A 15,332-nucleotide genomic window follows, 5' to 3' on the forward strand; every position below is an offset into this window, starting at 1 on the left:
GGTCGCTACCCGGCCGGCTCCGGCCGCCGGGGGAGGTCGCCTCCTCCGGTGGGGACGCGCAGGCGCCGACGGTCAACGCGGCGACCGCGGCGATCGCTGCGCGGGCGAGGGTGGTGTTCGGCATTCGGGCTCTCCATCTATCGAACGGGTATCGGAGTGGGTGACACGGCAGGTCGGAGTCGTCGCGATGCCGACCGGATGACGGCGGCGACGAAGAATTGGAGGACGGCGAGCCCGGCGATCGTCGCGCCCGCGGCGGTGTCGGCGTTCCACGACACGATCAGTCCGGTGAGCGTCGCGGACCAGCCGAGCAGCACGGCAATGGCCATCGTGGCGCCGATCGACCTGCCGAACAGCGCCGCGGTGGCCGACGGCGCGACGAGGAGTCCGAACACGAGCAGGGTGCCGACGATGCGGAACGACGCGACCACGGCGAGGACCACCAGCGCGAGCAGGGCGAGGTGCGCCCACCGCGGCCGCAGCCCGAGGGTGTGGGCCTTGCGTTCGTCGAAGACGAGGGCGACGAACGGGCGGTACGCGAGCACCGAGACGATCCCGGCGACCGCGGCCGCCGCGGCGAGCCAGATCAGGTCGCCGACTGTCGCGGACAGGACGTCACCGAAGAGGAAGGCGGTGAGATCGACCGCGAACGATCGTGCGCGCGAGACGATCACGACACCCAGTGCGAGCATGCCGACGAACAGCAGGCCGATCCCGGTGTCCTCGGACAGTCGCGAGTTCTTCGACACCCACGCGACGCCGAGGATCATGACGATCGCGCTGGCGGCCGCGCCGACGAGGAGATTGGCGCCCGCGAGATAGGCGACGGCCACGCCGGGCAGCATGCCGTGCGAGATGGCCTCGCTCATGAAGGCCATGCCCCGCAACACGACCCACGTGCCGACGAGTCCGCACAGGACGGACACCAGCATGCCCGCGAACAGGGCGCGCTGGACGAAGGACACCGTCAGGGGGTCGAGTAGCCATTCCACTCTGCTAATCTAACGATAATGATTGTCGTAAGCGAAATCGCGGTTCGATACGGATCGACCCCGGCGTTGAACGGTGTGAGTGTGTGCCTCACGCCGGGCACCGTCACGGCCGTGGTGGGGCACAACGGTTCGGGGAAGTCGACACTCCTGCAGTGCCTCGCCGGCATCGCGCGTGTCACGTCGGGGCGGATCGACGGCACGGACGGGCTGCGCACGGCGTATGTGCCGCAACGACATGCGGTGAGCGAACAGCTACCGCTGACCGTGCGTGAGGTGGTGGCCATGGGCGCCTGGCAACGGCGTGGAGTGTGGCGGCGGCTCACCCCCGGCGACCGCGACACCGTCGACGCGGCACTGTCCAGGCTGGGTCTCGCGGATCTCGGCGCGCGGCCGATCGGCGCGCTCTCGGGCGGGCAGCGTCAACGCGCCCTGCTCGCGCAGGCGCTCGTGCAACGCGGCGACCTGCTGCTCCTCGACGAGCCCACCACCGGACTCGACGCGCACGCCCGCGCGGTGATCGGCGATGTCGTCGGAGAAGAGGCCGCGCGGGGTGCGATCGTCGTCGTGGCCACACACGACTCCGGCGACGCGGAACGCGCCGATCAGGTGCTGACCCTGTCGGCGGGGATGCCGCTCACCCCACTTCGACGATGACGAGTTTGTTGCCGTCCGGATCGCGGAAGTAGAACATGGGCGGCACGTAGTCGCCCATCCGCAGAACCTCCGCATCCATGTCGACGCCGCCTGCCGACAGGGTGGCATGGTCGGCGTCGGCGTCCGAGGTGGTGAGCCGGATGCCCGTCTCGACGCCCACCGGGACACCGTCACGGGTCGGCACGAGCGCGATCGACGTCGCCGAACCCGGCGGCGCCACCTCCACCCAGCGCTGGCCGGGGCTGAACTCCGCATCCATGCGACGCTCGAAACCGAGTGTGCCCACATAGAATTCGAGTGACCGATCCTGATCGGTCACGGGAACCGCGACCGTGTGCACCCCGTTGATGTGGGTCTTGCCGTCTTCGGTCATGCCGTCCACCTCCCCGTCGGCAGGCGTCACGCCTGCTCGGCTGCCTTCTCGAGTTCGGCGACGTCGAGCTTGCGCATCTTCAGCATCGCCTGCATGGCACGCTGCGCCTTCGCGTCGTCGGGGTCGCGCATGAGTTCGTACAGCCGCTCCGGGACCACCTGCCAGGACACCCCGAAACGGTCCTTGACCCAACCGCATTGGCTTTCCTCGCCGCCGTCGGTGAAGGCGTCCCAGTACCGGTCCACTTCTTCCTGGTCGGCGCACAGGATCTCGAAGGAGATGGCCTCGTCGAACGTGAACTGCGGGCCTCCGTTGAGCGCGATGAACGGTTGTCCGTTGATCTCGAAGGACACGGTCAGCACCTGACCCTCCGGGCCGGGAGTGTTCGGGCCGTAGTGGGTGACCTCCGTGATCCGCGAGTTCGGAAACAGGGAGGTGTAGAACTTCGCGGCCTCTTCGCCTCGAGTGTCGAACCAGAGACAGGGGGTGATGGGTTTCATGGCGCGTTCCTCTCGCGGGTCCTCGTCGGTTCATCCTCGCCGATATAGACCGCGCCCGCGCCCGAAACTCATCGGACCGCCCTCAGGTGTTCAGCGCACCGTCCGGGTGGACGAGATGGCGATCGCTCCGAGCAGTCCGACCAGGGCGAAAGCGTAGAACCCCCACGGGACCGCGTAGCCGGCGCCGAGCAGGACGCCGCCGAGGATGGGGCCGCAGATCGCGCCGACCCGGCCGACACCCGCCGACCAGCCGAGAGCGGTCGCACGGATCTGCGGCGGGTGGTTGGCGCTCGTGAACGCGTAGACGAGAACCTGTGCGCTGAACACGAAGCAGCCCGCGAGGAACACCAGGGCGTAGATTCCGAACGACACCTTGACGCTGAGCAGGGCGAGGAACACGGCGGCGCCCGCGAACCAGATGACGGCCGCGGTGCGCGGGCCGATCTTGTTGGCGACGCCGCCCGCGATCAGCAGTCCGACCACCGCGCCGGCGTTGAGGATCAGCAGGAACGTCAGCGACGCGCCGAGGTTGTAGCCCGCCTCGCGCATGATCGTCGGCAGCCACGTGTTGAGGCCGTAGACGAGCAGCAGTCCCATGAACGAGGTGACCCAGATGGCGATGCTGTTGCGCAGGAACGGTCGGGAGAACAGGGCACGCACCGGGTTGGCCGCCGCCGCGACGGGAGCGTCGGCGACCGGGGCGGCCTCCAGTTCCAGGCCGTACTGCTTCGCGACGGCCTCCGCCTCGGCGCGCTTGCCGTGCGCCAGCAGGTACGACGGGGATTCGGGGAGGTAGCGCAGCATCAGCGGAATCAGGACCGCCGCGGGCAGGGCGCCGACGACGAACATCGAACGCCAGCCGAACGGTTCGATCAGCACGATCGCCAGCGCCGCGGTCGCGACGGCGCCGACGTGGTAACCGGTCATCAGTAGCGTCGAGGCGGAGCCGCCGCCCTGTTTCTTCGAGAACTCGTTGACGAGGGCGAGCGCGGTCGGCAGCGCGCCGCCGAGACCGACACCCGCGAGGAAGCGGAACAACCCGAACAGGAATGGGTTGGGCGCGACCGCGCAGAGAAGGGTGAGAACGGAGAACGCGGCCACCGCGTACAGGAGGGCCCGCCTGCGTCCGATGACGTCCGTGAGCGTGCCGATGACCAGCGCGCCGATGGTCATGCCGACCAGGCCGAACGTCGAGATGAACGTGATCGTTCCGGTGGTCAGATCCCAGTCCTCGTAGTCGAGGAGGGACGGGATGACGGCGCCGAGGACGACCAGGTCGAAGCCGTCGAGCAGCACGGCCACCCAGCAGAGGGGCGCGACCCAGAGGGCGGTGGAGGCGCGGGCGGCGCTTCGTTGGGAAGTGGTCATGATGTCCTCGACATTCGGTGATCTCCACAGGGTGTTCGCGATGCGAACCCTGGTTCTATAAGCGCACTCATTGTGTGGCGCGCCATAGTTGCCTGTCAAACATGGCCACTCCACAGGCGGGCGGTCCGCCGACCCTGGGCGTGCGCCCAACATCACCGCCGGTTGGTCAAGGCTTGGTAAACCCTGTGTGGATAATCGACCGGGTACCGAGTCGATGAGCCAGGACGGACTGTGAGAACCAACCACCAGGTGGCTACCAGCCGTCCGCGCGCCGCCGCGTCCCCGTCGACGGCCGGCGGCTACCGGTACGACCTCGACGGACTGCGCGGCATCGCGATCGCCCTGGTCGTCGTCTATCACGTGTGGTTCGGGCGGGTGTCCGGCGGCGTCGACATCTTCCTGGTGCTCTCCGGGTTCTTCTTCACCGGCATGCTCGTGCGCCGCGTGGATGCGAACTCCGGTCTGTCCATCGCCGCCGTCCTGCGGCGCACCGCCCGGCGACTGCTGCCCGCGCTGGTGGTGGTGGCGGCCGCGACGGCTGTCGTCACCGTCGTGCAGCGGCCATTCACGCAGTGGTCCGGGATCGCGGATCAACTCCTCGCGTCGCTGCTGTACGTGCAGAACTGGCAGCTGGCCCGGACCGCCTCCGACTACGCTGCCGCCGACGCGTCGGTCAGTCCGCTGCAGCACCTGTGGTCGATGTCCGTGCAGGGGCAGTTCTACGTGCTCGCGCTCGCCGTCGTCGCGGGGGTGGCCTGGACGTGCCGGCGCCGGACCGGTCTCGTGCGGCCCCTGCTCGGCGGCATCCTCGGTGCGGGGTTCCTGGTGTCGTTCGGCTACGCCGCGGCGCTGTCGCAGAACCGGCAGTCGTGGGCGTACTTCGACACGTTCGCGCGACTGTGGGAGTTGCTCGCGGGCGCACTGCTCGCGCTCGTCGTGCACCGGGTAGACCTGCCCCGCGGGTGGCGGGTGGCTCTCGCGATGTCGGGGTTCGCCGTCGTACTCGGGTGCGGATTCCTCGTCGACGGCGCCGCCCTGTTCCCCGGCCCGGCGGCCCTGATCCCGGTGGGCGCGGCGGTCGCGCTGATCCTCGCCGGAACCGGCCCGTCCGACCAACCGGGGGTCGTGAGGATGCTGGCGTCCCGGCCGTTCGTCGAACTCGGTGGCCTGGCCTATTCGCTGTACCTGTGGCACTGGCCGATCCTCATCTTCTACCTCACCTGGCGGGAGCGGCCCGCGGTCGGTGCGCTCGGCGGGCTCGCGGTGATCCTGGTGTCGCTGGTGCTGGCGTGGCTCACTCAGCGGCTGCTCGAAGCGCGGTTCCAGGGCGGGGCCCGTCCGGGACGCGCGCTCACCGCGTTGGTCGCGCTGCTCGGCGTCGCCGTGGTCGGCTCGGCGTCCGGGTGGCACGCGTACCTCGTCCGCAATCCCGAGACGACCGCCCGGGTCGGCGAGCTGGACCCGTGGCTGTATCCCGGCGCGGCGTCGCTGACGGACGGTCTGTTCGCGCCGCGCGCCGACATGCGGCCCACCCTGCTCGAGGCGCCAGGTGACCTGCCGCAGCCGACCCTCGACGGCTGCATTTCCGATCTGAGCACCCGCGACGTCGTCACCTGCGTGTACGGCGACCCGTCCGCCGATCGGACGATCGCGGTGGTGGGTAGTTCCCACGCCGAACACTGGGTGCCCGCGCTCGACCGCATCGGGCAACAGCGCGGCGTCCGCGTCGAGACGTACCTGAAGATGGGGTGTCCGCTGACCGTCGCGGACGTCCCGTTGCTGGCCGGCGAGCCGTATCCCGACTGCGGCGACTGGTCCCGCGACGTCCTCGACCGGCTGCGTGATCACCGGCCGGACTGGGTGTTCTCGACGTCCTCGAGGCCCAACGACGAGGGGGCCGGCGACGTCACCCCCGACGACTACGTGGGGCTGTGGGAGCGGCTCGCCGATTTCGGGCTCCCGTTCCTGGGCATCCGCGACACCCCGTGGCTGCACCACGACGGTGTCCCGTATTCGGCGGTCGACTGCCTGGCCGACCGCGGCGACGCCGACAGTTGCGGACTGCCCCGCGACGACGTGCTGGCCCCGGACAATCCGACGGTCGAGGCGGCCCGCGACCTGCCGTCGGTGCATCCCCTCGACCTCACCGACGCCGTCTGTGACGTGGCGATCTGCCGCGTCGTGCAGGGAAACATCCTCGTCTACCACGATTCGCACCACCTGTCGGCGACGTACGTCCGGAGCCTCGCCCCCGAACTGGACCGGCAGGTCGGCATGGCCACCCGCTGGTGGTGACCGGGATACTGGCGGCATGTCCGAAGACGACCGCAGCATGCTGGGACGGGCCTTCCTGGTGCTGGGGTCGTTCACGTCGGAACGTCCGCGGCTGTCGCAGTCGGAGCTGAGCCGTCGCACCGGGCTGCCGCTGCCGACCGTGCACCGGCTGTGCCGTCAGCTCGTCGCGAACGGCGCGCTCGAACGCGTCGACGACGGGCACTACGAGATCGGGGTGCGGCTGTGGGAGCTGGGTGCGCTCGCACCCCGCGCCCACGGGCTGCGGCAGGTGGCGTTGCCGTATCTCGAGGACCTGTACGAGGCGACACGGGAGAACGTGCAACTCGTGGTCCGGGAGGATCTCGAGGCGCTGTACATCGAACGGCTATCGGCGCGCGGGGCCGTGACCGTCGTCGGCAGGGCGGGTGGCCGGCTGCCGCTGCACGCGTCGAGCGGCGGGCTCGTGCTGCTGGCGTTCGGCGGCAAAGCCCTGCTCGACGACGTCCTCGCGGCGGGCCTCGAGCGCTTCACCCCGTCGACAATCACCACCGAACATCGCCTGCGCAGCACCCTGGACGACATCCGCCGGACCGGGTGGGTCACGTGCCGCGAGCACCTCAACATCGGGACGCTGGCCGTGGCCGCGCCGGTGTCGCGGTCGACCGGTGAGGTGGTGGCCGCGGTGTCCGTCGTGGTTCCGGCGGAAAAGGATCCCGCACCCCTGATCCCGGCTGTGCGGGCGGCGGCGCGGGGCATTTCCCGTGGCGTCGCGTAGCTCGTCTTTCACTCAGTGAAAGTGGGGGTGTTGCGGGCCGCTTCCTCGAAGGACAGTGACTGGTGTCACGAACTACGCGAGGAGTCTGCTCATGAACACACAGGTCGGGATCGTCGGCGGGGGCCCCGCAGGACTGATGCTCTCCCATCTCCTGCACCTGAAGGGCATCGAATCCGTCGTGCTCGAAAGCCGCACCCGCGAGGAGGTGGAGGGCACCATCCGGGCCGGTGTGCTCGAGCAGAACACCGTCGACCTCATGGTCGACACCGGACTCGGCGACCGCGTCAAGCGTGAAGGGCTCACCCACCACGGCATCGAACTGCGCTTCGGTGGCCGCGGCCACCGCATCGACTTCGACGAACTGACGGGCGGCCGCGCCGTCACCGTCTACCCGCAGCACGAGGTTCTCAAAGACCTCATCGCCCGGCGTCTCGAAGACGACGGCGACATCCGCTTCGGCGTCTCCGACGTCCAGGTGCACGGCCACACCACCGACAACCCCAAGATCACGTACGTCGACGCCGACGGCAACGAGCAGACCCTGACGTGCGCACTCGTCGCCGGCTGCGACGGCTCGCGGACCACGACCCGCGGCCTCATCCCCGAAACCACCGTGCGCACCGACCACTTCCGGCAGTACCCGTTCGCCTGGTTCGGCATCCTCGCCGAAGCCCCGCCGTCGTCCGAGGAACTGATCTACGCCAACCACCCGCGCGGCTTCGCGCTCATCAGCACCCGCACCCCCGACGTCCAGCGGCACTACCTGCAGGTCGACCCCGACGACTCCGTCGACAACTGGTCCGACGACCGCATCTGGTCCGAACTGCACGCCCGCGTCGACGGCGAAGGCGCAGAGATCAAGGACGGCAAGATCTTCCAGAAGTCGATCCTCCAGTTCCGCAGCTTCGTGTGCGAACCCATGCAGCACGGCAACCTCTTCCTCGCCGGCGACGCCGCCCACACCGTGCCCCCCACCGGCGCGAAGGGCATGAACCTCGCCATCGCCGACGTCTACTTCCTGTCCGAGGCGATGTCCGAGTACTTCGCCACCCGCAGTCGCGCCGGGCTCGAGGGCTACACCGACAGCGTCCTCCCGCGCGTGTGGCGGACCCAGCACTTCTCCTGGTGGATGTCCTCCATGCTGCACCGCCTCCCCGACGACACCGGCTTCGGCCACAAGCGGCAGGTCGCCGAACTCGACATGGTCACCCGCTCCGTCGCCGGTCGCACCCTCATCGCGGAGAACTACGTCGGCACACCGTTGCGCTGACTTTGCGCTGCCGCACCCGTGAGTACTTGTTAACCGCCCGACGTTAACAAGTACTCACGGGTGGCGGAGCCGCAAGAAGGGGGCGAAGAGCCGGGCCGTGTTCGCCGATGCCGTCGCGGTGTCTTCCGGCGGGTTGGCGATGAAACTCAAGGCAAGCCGGACGATGGCGTGCGCGAGGATGTCCGCGTCTTCGGGGGAGGCGTTCACCCACGACCGCTGCAACGTCTCGGCGAGCCGCTCGGCCGCGGGCCGGATGATGATGTCGCTGTCCGTGGTGATCAGGCGCAGCAGATCCTCGGGTGCCTGCCCCTGGTGCAGCGACATCACCAGGGGATCGGCGCCGCTGAGTGCGAAGAACGTCGCATAGCCTTGCCGCAGAGCGGTTGTCACGTCGTCGGGGTTGTCGTACAACGCGGACTCGATGACGGTGACGAGGCTGTCGGTCAGCCGAAGGGCGTATCCCTCCGCCAGGCCGCGCCGCGAGCGGAACTCCTTGTAGATCGTCTGCCTGCTCATGCCGGCGGCGACGGCGACGTCGGTCATGGTGATCGTCGGCCACGGACGTTCGAGGAGCAGTTCCCGCAGCGCATCGAGGGTCGTCTCCCGCATCAGCGACGTCGCGGCGAGCCGGTACCGGCTCTGCCGCTCGGCGCGGTCGTGTGCGGACATGACGTCGATGCTAGCGGGCGGGCGTTACCAGGCCTTCCCGCTCGGCGGCGGGCACGTCCGCCAGAGCGACCGACTCGTCAGCCAACGCGACGCGGTCGACGGTGCCGCCCCGGGCGATCATCGTGCGCACGGTCCGGAGGTCTTTCGGACGGCCCACGGCGATGGCCCCGACCGGTATGTCCTGGCGCACCGCGACCGCCGTGAAATCGCGATCCGCGATCGAACCGCGGACCACGTAGTCGTCGTCGAACCGGGTTGCGCCGGCGAACTGCACGGTGTGGCCGTACTGCGTGGACCACCCCCACGGAACGTCCGTGAACGGTGTGGGTTTGCCGAGGATGGAGTGCGCGGCGGCAATCCCTTGTGCCTGAGCGCCGTTCCAATGTTCGGAGCGGTACCGCTCGTCGCCGCGCGCCCCGGGAACGTTGGCGGCGTCACCGGCGGCGAAGACGCCGGCGGCCGACGTCCGGAACAGCCCGTCGACGGTGATGCCGTTGTGGACCCGCAATCCCGCCGCGACGGCCAGCGACACCTCGGGGACGGTGCCGACCGACACGAGGACGGTCCCCGCACTCCAGGTGCGACCATCGGCCGCGGTGGCCACGGCGGATCCATCGTCGCCCACGTCCAGCGAGGCGAGCGTGACGTTCGTACAGATGTTCACGTCGTTCTCGGAGTGCAGGGCGGCGATCATCGTCGAGACGTCCGGCGGCACGATGCGACTGAGGAGCGACGGGTCCCGTTCGAGAACGGTGACGTCCGCGCCCAGCGACCGCGCCGTCGCAGCGACCTCACATCCGATGAGACCACCGCCGATCACGAGAAGGGAACCGGTGCGCCGAATCGACTCCCGAAGCGAATCCGCATCGGCCATCGACCGAAGGGTGAAGACGTCCGCGCCGGAGACGCCGTCGAGTCGGCGTGCCCTGCCACCCGTCGCGAGCAGCAGCGCGCTGAAGTGCAGTGTCTCGCCGGACGAGAGCGTCAGCACCTTCCGTCGTGCGTCGAGTTCGACTGCCGTTGCACCGGTGATCAGTTCGATGTCGTGTTCTGTCCAGAACGAATCGGGCTTCAGTGCCGTCTTCTCCGCCGCGGTGGCACCCGACAGCAGATCCTTCGACACCGTCGGGCGCCGATACGGGGGCGAGGGTTCGTCGCCGATCAGGACGACGCGCCCGCGGAAACCTTCCGAGCGGAGCGTCTGCGCGGCGCTCGCCCCGGCGACCCCGGACCCGACGATGACGACCGTCGACAATTCCGTGGAAGGACTCATGCCCGGCTGACCTCGACCATGTCGAAATCGGCCTTGGCGGCGCCGCAGTCGGGGCACGACCAGTCGTCGGGAATGTCGTCCCACCGGGTGCCCGGCTCGATGCCGTCCTCCGGCCAGCCCTCGGCCTCGTCGTACTCGAATCCGCATTGGGCGCAGCGGAAAAGCTTGAAATCGGTACTCATATCATACCACCTTCGTTTCGAAATCGATCTTCTCGCGGACCCCGCAGTCGGGGCAGCACCAGTCGTCGGGCACGTCGGCCCACGGGGTGCCGGCGGGGAAGCCTTCACGGGGTGCGCCGGACGCTTCGTCGTAGACGTAGTTGCAGACCGGGCACTGGTAGGCGGCCATCACCGAACTCCGCTGTCGTACTTGGCCAGAACCTTCTCGCGCTTGCCGGGTTGGATGTTCACGCGGGTGATGTCGCCGTCGTAGTGGTCGAGCACCCGGTGGTCCATCACCTTGCGCCACAGCGGCGGGAAGTACGCGAGCGTGATCATGCTGGCGTATCCGCTGGGCAGGTTGGGGGCGCCGTCCATGCTGCGCAGCGTCTGGTACCTCCGCGTCGGGTTCGCGTGGTGGTCGCTGTGTCGCTGCAGGTGGTACAGGAAGATGTTGGTCACGATGTGGTCGGAGTTCCAGCTGTGCGCGGGTGCGCAGCGCTCGTAGCGGCCGCTGGCCGTCTTCTGACGCATCAGGCCGTAGTGCTCGAGGTAGTTGACCGTTTCGAGGAGCGAGAAACCGTAGACGGCCTGGATGATCAGGAACGGGATGACGACCGGGCCGAATATCGCGATGAGCGCGCCGAACAGCACCACCGACATGAGCCACGCATTGAGAACGTCGTTGTGAATGCTCCACGTGCTCTTGCCGAGTCGGTGCATCCGGGTCTTCTCGAGCTCCCACGACGACTTCAGGCTTCCCCACACGCTGCGGGGCAGGAACGCCCAGAAGCTTTCTCCGAAGCGTGAACTCGCCGGGTCCTCGGGTGTCGCGACCCGGACATGGTGTCCGCGGTTGTGCTCGATGTAGAAGTGGCCGTAAAAGGTCTGCGCGAGAGTGATCTTGGCCAGCCAGCGTTCGAGGTCGGTCTTCTTGTGACCCATCTCGTGGGCGGTGTTGATGCCGATGCCGCCCATGACGGCGACGCTGAACGCGACACCGATCTTCGACCACAGCCCGAGGCCGCCATCGATGCCGAGCCAGGACAGGCTGTCCGCCGACCAGAGGTAGCACGCGAACACCAGGCTCGCCAGCTGGAACGGGATGAACACGTACGTGCAGTACCGGTAGTACCTGTCGTTCTCGAGCTGTTCCATCACTTCCTCGGGCGGGTTCTGGCCGTCGGGTCCGAAGAACCTGTCGAGCACCGGGAGCACGATGAACAGCAACAGCGCGCCGATCCACCACCACACCGGCGCAGCCGCCGACCATCCGAGTTGGGTGAAGGCCCACACCAGTCCCGCGGCGAGGAACAGCGCGGTCGGGGGGATCAACCCCATCAGCCACAGGTAGCGCTTGCGGTCTCGCCAAGCTTCCGGTGGTGCTTCCTCTGTCGTCCTGCCGATATCCGACGTCGTCACGGTCCGAACCTCCTCGTCCAGTAGCTGTCGCGGTATGAACCAGCTCACTCTCATTTGGACAGTACACGCACTTAGATCCAAGGTCTAGACAAAAATAGCTATTTGTAAATCCCGACATGGACAGCGCTCTAACACTGGGGTCACCCCTGTCGATAGACACTGCGACACCGCTTCACCGTGCGAAGGAGGCCCTCGATGTTCCGCGACCCCGGACTGCCCGACTGGCTCGAATTCGTTCTCGGCCTGCTCGGGTACCGCTGGTAGTCCTCTACTCCGGCGTGCGTGAGCGCGCCGCGAACGTCGCCGTCGACACGACGGCGAAGGCCAGCCCCCACCATTGGTGACCTGTGAATGCGACGAGCACGCCGGTCGCCGTGAACAGCACGGTCTGGGCGACCAGTCGCGCGGGGTTGGGTAGTCGTCGGGTCGATTTCGGGGCCATCGCGACGCCCCAGATCACGGCCGCTGCCACTGGGAGGAGCACCGCGAGTGCCACCTGCACGACCGTCGAGTTCGCGAGCGACCACCCCGCGACGGCGAGCAGGACCAGCATCGCGATCTCACAGGCGAACGCCACGACGTCGAGAGCGCCCACTCGTTGCGCGCCGGCTTCGCTCATCGATCCAGCTTAGATGCGTGCAGTGGAAGCGAGGCTGGTGCAGGCCGGGGCCCGTGAGTACTTGTTAACCACGGGCGGTTAACAAGTACTCACGGACGAAGCAAGGCGGCGACGCGGGAGAGCCGCGGCTCGTCGATCGAACCCTCCACGCAGCGTGCGAACAGCCACAGGCGGAGCCGATCGCAGTCGAGGTCGAGCAGGCCGGCCATCCGGTTCGAGAATCCGACGGGGTCGGCGACGAGGCGGTCGACATGGTCGAGCATGTGCTGCAGCACGTCGTACGTCGGATCCCCCACATACGGTTTGGGATCGATCATCAGCCACGGCTCACGCGCGGCGGACAGCACGTTGTCGGGGTGAAGGTCCGTGCACAGCAGCCGCGACTGCGTTGCCGTCCGCGGTAATTCGCGGAACAGGTCCATACCGGTTCGCGCGAGGCCCGGGTCCAGGCGCGGTGCGCGAGCGAGTTTCTCCTCGAACTCGTCGGCCCACACGTCGCACATGCCGGCAAGCGGGCGGAACGGGTTGTCGGCGGCTGGTTCGATCCACAGCCCGCGCAGCAACCCGGCAATCACGACGTCCTGTTCCTCGGGCGGCCGGACGTCGGACAGCGGGGTGCCCGGTTCGCAGGATTCGAGGAGCAGCGCCGTGGTGTGGTCGAGCACGCGGTGGTCGAGCAGTCGGACGGCGCCGCAACCGTTCCACGCCGCGAGTCCGTCCGCCTCGTGCAGCGCCTCGTCGTGTCGCCAGCCGATCTTCAGCACCACGCGTTCGCTGGCGGTGGTGTGTGCCGGCGCCGTCCAGGACGTCACGCCGCCGGGTTGGACCGGGCGACCGACGTCCAGTGACCACGCTCGACTCACCGTTTCGACGACGGCAGGGAGGTCGGCCAGCCACGTTCGGCGCGGCGCGTCGGGGGCGTCGAACTCGGCCATCTCTCGCACGAGATTCGTCGGCAGTTCCAGATCCGGCACACCCGCATTGTGCCTCGCGCACTGTTCTGCAATCGCGCACCAGCGCAAACTAGAACCTGTTACATTCGCGGGAGGGGTGCTGCTTCTGGAACGAGGAGAGAGCCATGAGCTACCGCGTCGTCGAATGGTCCACCGGTACGGTCGGGCGTCACGCCATCGCAGGCATCGACGCCCGCGACGACCTCGAACTGGTCGGCGTGTGGGTGTCCGACCCGCAGAAGGTCGGGAAGGACGCCGGCGAACTGGCGGGGCTCGGCCGGGACCTCGGGGTGACGGCGACCGACGACAGGGCTGCGCTTCTCGCGTTGAAGCCGGATTGCATCGTGCACACCGCGATGACGGACGACCGCATCTTCGACGCCATCGAGGACCTGATCTCCTTCCTCGAGGCGGGCATCAACGTCGTGTCTTCGGGTCCGGTTCTGTTGCAGTACCCGATCGGGGTGGTCCCGGACGAACTCGTCGACCGCATCCGCAGTGCCGGCGAGCGGGGAGGTGCGAGTCTCCACGTGAACGGCATCGACCCCGGGTTCGCGAACGACGTTCTCCCGCTGGCCATGACGAGCCTGTCGCAGCGGATCGACGAGGTGCGATGCTCCGAAATCGCCGACTACTCCACCTACTACCAGCCGGTGGTGATGAGCGAGATCTTCGGCTTCGGCAAACCCGTCGAGGAGACGCCGATGCTGTTCCATCCGGGCGTGCTGTCGCTGGCATGGGGGAGCGTCGTCCGCCAGATCGCCGCCGGACTGGACCTCACCCTCGACGAACCACTGGTCGAGAAGTTCGAACGGATCCCCGCCGAGGACGACCTGGACATCCTGTCGTGCCACATCGCGAAGGGGACAGTGGCGGCGGTGCGGTTCGAAGTCGTCGGCACCGTCGACGGAGTGCCGCGTGTTGTCCTCGAGCACGTCACCCGCACCCACCCCGACCAGCAACCGGACTGGCCGAAACCCACCCGCGGCGACGGGTGCTACCGCATCGACATCACGGGCGAACCGATGATGACCGTCGAATTCAACCACCACGGCGAGCACGGCGACCACAACGTGTCGGGGATGATCGTCACCGCGATGCGCCTGGTGAATTCGGTGCACGCGGTGGTCGAGGCGAAGCCGGGGCTGGTGACCGTGCTCGACCTGCCACTCGTCACCGGTCGCGGGTTGTGTGCTCCGCACCCGTGAGTACTTGTTAACCGCCCGACGTTAACAAGTACTCACAGGCCGAAGGCACGCAGTGCATCTCGGAGACCGTCCGGGCGCTCCGCGAGGGGGACGGGTTCGACGAGCGCGAACGCGCAGCCCACGTTGCGGGCGGCGCCGTCGGCTTCCTCGCTGTCGCCGATCATCAAGGTGCGTCCGGGCTCGGAACCGAGTGCGGCGAGGGCGTGCTCGAAGATCTTCGGGTTCGGTTTGATCGCCCCCACCTCGAACGACAGCACGAACGCGTCGACGAGATGCTCGACTCCCAGGTCCGCGAACGCGGGCCGGATGTCGAACGCGATGTTGCTCAGCACCGCGACCTTCACTCCGCGGTCTTTCAGTGACGCAAGCACTTCCGCGGCGTCGGGATACGGGCTCCAGCAGCCCGGGTCGATCAGCCGCTCGTACAGCCCGACCGCCTGGTCCTCGTGCGCGACCCCCGACTTGCGGAGCACGTCGAGGTACGCCTGCCGGTGGAACCGTGGGTCGAGGTCGCGGTTGGTCCATGCGTGGTGTTCGGCGGCGTCCATCTCGACGGTCTGACCGACCGGCGCGGTCATGCGCCGCATCAATTCGGCCTGCTGGTGGAGGTCGAACGGTTCACCCTCGTGGTCGGTGAGGTCGGCCATCCAGCTGTCGTCCTCCTCCAGCCGGAACAGGGTGCCGGAGAAGTCGAAGATCACTGCGTCGAGTTCGGTGAGATCGGGAGCCACGTTGTCCAGGCTAACGCGCGTTGCGCGCGGTTTCAGGGTGAAGCCGGCGGGGTCAGCCGACGTCGAACTCACCCATCAGGGACCATTCGG

General features: G+C 68.1%; 17 protein-coding genes. 5 read left to right on the top strand and 12 right to left on the bottom strand.

Features of this window, described 5'->3' with window-relative positions:
* Positions 1 to 137: 137 nt before the first annotated feature.
* Positions 138 to 992 carry a zinc ABC transporter permease AztB gene (gene aztB / locus ACFTZB_RS05155; protein ID WP_378430413.1) on the bottom strand — a complete coding sequence of 285 codons (855 nt, stop codon included), beginning with the start codon at positions 990 to 992 and terminating at the stop codon, positions 138 to 140.
* Between the two features lie 18 nt (positions 993 to 1,010).
* Between aztB and aztA the strand changes: the two genes are divergently transcribed.
* Positions 1,011 to 1,646 carry a zinc ABC transporter ATP-binding protein AztA gene (aztA, locus tag ACFTZB_RS05160; RefSeq protein WP_378430414.1) on the top strand — a complete coding sequence of 212 codons (636 nt, stop codon included), beginning with the start codon at positions 1,011 to 1,013 and terminating at the stop codon, positions 1,644 to 1,646.
* On the opposite strand, the gene ACFTZB_RS05165 is transcribed toward aztA, so the two are convergent.
* From ACFTZB_RS05165 to ACFTZB_RS05175, 3 genes are all read right to left on the bottom strand, one after another.
* Positions 1,627 to 2,019: a VOC family protein gene (locus ACFTZB_RS05165; protein WP_378430415.1), complete on the bottom strand. Its 393-nt coding sequence runs from the start codon at positions 2,017 to 2,019 to the stop codon at positions 1,627 to 1,629. The two genes, aztA and ACFTZB_RS05165, sit on opposite strands and share 20 nt — an antisense overlap.
* 26 nt (positions 2,020 to 2,045) lie before the next feature.
* The gene (locus tag ACFTZB_RS05170) at positions 2,046 to 2,519 is read right to left on the bottom strand and encodes a VOC family protein (RefSeq protein ID WP_124393880.1); all 474 of its coding nucleotides are present in this window, start codon (positions 2,517 to 2,519) and stop codon (positions 2,046 to 2,048) included.
* A gap of 90 nt (positions 2,520 to 2,609) precedes the next feature.
* Positions 2,610 to 3,887, bottom strand: a complete 1,278-nt coding sequence (locus tag ACFTZB_RS05175) for an MFS transporter (RefSeq protein WP_378430416.1) — start codon at positions 3,885 to 3,887, stop codon at positions 2,610 to 2,612.
* A 231-nt stretch (positions 3,888 to 4,118) separates the two neighbouring features.
* On the opposite strand from ACFTZB_RS05175, the gene ACFTZB_RS05180 reads away from it, so the two are divergent.
* The 3 genes from ACFTZB_RS05180 (at position 4,119) to ACFTZB_RS05190 (ending at position 8,206) form a co-directional block, all read left to right on the top strand.
* Positions 4,119 to 6,182 (top strand): acyltransferase family protein, encoded by a 2,064-nt coding sequence (locus tag ACFTZB_RS05180; protein ID WP_378430417.1) that lies wholly within the window; start codon positions 4,119 to 4,121, stop codon positions 6,180 to 6,182.
* Between the two features lie 16 nt (positions 6,183 to 6,198).
* Positions 6,199 to 6,936 carry an IclR family transcriptional regulator gene (locus ACFTZB_RS05185; protein ID WP_378430418.1) on the top strand — a complete coding sequence of 246 codons (738 nt, stop codon included), beginning with the start codon at positions 6,199 to 6,201 and terminating at the stop codon, positions 6,934 to 6,936.
* A gap of 91 nt (positions 6,937 to 7,027) precedes the next feature.
* Entirely contained in the window at positions 7,028 to 8,206 is a 1,179-nt protein-coding gene (locus ACFTZB_RS05190; protein WP_378430419.1) for a 4-hydroxybenzoate 3-monooxygenase, read from the top strand.
* Positions 8,207 to 8,260: 54 nt separating this feature from the next.
* Here the strand turns inward: ACFTZB_RS05190 and ACFTZB_RS05195 are convergent, their stop codons facing one another.
* The 7 genes from ACFTZB_RS05195 to ACFTZB_RS05225 all read right to left on the bottom strand — a co-directional run bounded on the left by ACFTZB_RS05195 (position 8,261) and on the right by ACFTZB_RS05225 (position 13,324).
* Positions 8,261 to 8,875, bottom strand: coding sequence for a TetR family transcriptional regulator (locus ACFTZB_RS05195; protein WP_276143117.1), 615 nt, complete (start codon positions 8,873 to 8,875; stop codon positions 8,261 to 8,263).
* Between the two features lie 10 nt (positions 8,876 to 8,885).
* Complete coding sequence (locus ACFTZB_RS05200) at positions 8,886 to 10,148, bottom strand: NAD(P)/FAD-dependent oxidoreductase (protein ID WP_378430420.1); 1,263 nt, start codon at positions 10,146 to 10,148, stop codon at positions 8,886 to 8,888.
* Complete coding sequence (locus ACFTZB_RS05205; RefSeq protein WP_012689462.1) at positions 10,145 to 10,330, bottom strand: rubredoxin; 186 nt, start codon at positions 10,328 to 10,330, stop codon at positions 10,145 to 10,147. The genes ACFTZB_RS05200 and ACFTZB_RS05205 overlap by 4 nt, the downstream gene beginning before the upstream one ends.
* A 1-nt stretch (position 10,331) precedes the next feature.
* Complete coding sequence (locus tag ACFTZB_RS05210; protein WP_378430421.1) at positions 10,332 to 10,499, bottom strand: rubredoxin; 168 nt, start codon at positions 10,497 to 10,499, stop codon at positions 10,332 to 10,334.
* Positions 10,499 to 11,731 (bottom strand): fatty acid desaturase, encoded by a 1,233-nt coding sequence (locus ACFTZB_RS05215; protein ID WP_378430422.1) that lies wholly within the window; start codon positions 11,729 to 11,731, stop codon positions 10,499 to 10,501. The genes ACFTZB_RS05210 and ACFTZB_RS05215 overlap by 1 nt, the downstream gene beginning before the upstream one ends.
* A 268-nt stretch (positions 11,732 to 11,999) precedes the next feature.
* Positions 12,000 to 12,350: a YrdB family protein gene (locus tag ACFTZB_RS05220; protein WP_378430423.1), complete on the bottom strand. Its 351-nt coding sequence runs from the start codon at positions 12,348 to 12,350 to the stop codon at positions 12,000 to 12,002.
* An 89-nt stretch (positions 12,351 to 12,439) separates the two neighbouring features.
* On the bottom strand, positions 12,440 to 13,324 hold the full coding sequence (locus ACFTZB_RS05225; RefSeq protein ID WP_378430424.1) for an aminoglycoside phosphotransferase family protein: 885 nt from the start codon (positions 13,322 to 13,324) through the stop codon (positions 12,440 to 12,442).
* Between the two features lie 104 nt (positions 13,325 to 13,428).
* On the opposite strand from ACFTZB_RS05225, the gene ACFTZB_RS05230 reads away from it, so the two are divergent.
* Entirely contained in the window at positions 13,429 to 14,511 is a 1,083-nt protein-coding gene (locus tag ACFTZB_RS05230; protein WP_378430425.1) for a diacylglycerol kinase, read from the top strand.
* A 32-nt stretch (positions 14,512 to 14,543) separates the two neighbouring features.
* On the opposite strand, the gene ACFTZB_RS05235 is transcribed toward ACFTZB_RS05230, so the two are convergent.
* Positions 14,544 to 15,242 carry an HAD family hydrolase gene (locus ACFTZB_RS05235; protein ID WP_378430426.1) on the bottom strand — a complete coding sequence of 233 codons (699 nt, stop codon included), beginning with the start codon at positions 15,240 to 15,242 and terminating at the stop codon, positions 14,544 to 14,546.
* Positions 15,243 to 15,332 lie beyond the last annotated feature (90 nt).

Origin of the sequence: Rhodococcus sp. NPDC057014, assembly GCF_042673295.1 — a bacterium.
Classification (GTDB): Bacteria; Actinomycetota; Actinomycetes; order Mycobacteriales; family Mycobacteriaceae; genus Rhodococcus_F.

Coding starts and splice junctions, on each gene's coding strand:
- ACFTZB_RS05205 (WP_012689462.1), bottom strand. CDS start 10,330: ATGAGTACCGATTTCAAGCTTTTCCGCTGCGCCCAATGCGGATTCGAG.
- ACFTZB_RS05210 (WP_378430421.1), bottom strand. CDS start 10,499: ATGGCCGCCTACCAGTGCCCGGTCTGCAACTACGTCTACGACGAAGCG.
- ACFTZB_RS05175 (WP_378430416.1), bottom strand. CDS start 3,887: ATGACCACTTCCCAACGAAGCGCCGCCCGCGCCTCCACCGCCCTCTGG.
- ACFTZB_RS05165 (WP_378430415.1), bottom strand. CDS start 2,019: ATGACCGAAGACGGCAAGACCCACATCAACGGGGTGCACACGGTCGCG.
- ACFTZB_RS05190 (WP_378430419.1), top strand. CDS start 7,028: ATGAACACACAGGTCGGGATCGTCGGCGGGGGCCCCGCAGGACTGATG.
- ACFTZB_RS05195 (WP_276143117.1), bottom strand. CDS start 8,875: ATGTCCGCACACGACCGCGCCGAGCGGCAGAGCCGGTACCGGCTCGCC.
- ACFTZB_RS05170 (WP_124393880.1), bottom strand. CDS start 2,519: ATGAAACCCATCACCCCCTGTCTCTGGTTCGACACTCGAGGCGAAGAG.
- ACFTZB_RS05200 (WP_378430420.1), bottom strand. CDS start 10,148: ATGAGTCCTTCCACGGAATTGTCGACGGTCGTCATCGTCGGGTCCGGG.
- aztA (WP_378430414.1), top strand. CDS start 1,011: ATGATTGTCGTAAGCGAAATCGCGGTTCGATACGGATCGACCCCGGCG.
- ACFTZB_RS05220 (WP_378430423.1), bottom strand. CDS start 12,350: ATGAGCGAAGCCGGCGCGCAACGAGTGGGCGCTCTCGACGTCGTGGCG.
- ACFTZB_RS05185 (WP_378430418.1), top strand. CDS start 6,199: ATGTCCGAAGACGACCGCAGCATGCTGGGACGGGCCTTCCTGGTGCTG.
- ACFTZB_RS05230 (WP_378430425.1), top strand. CDS start 13,429: ATGAGCTACCGCGTCGTCGAATGGTCCACCGGTACGGTCGGGCGTCAC.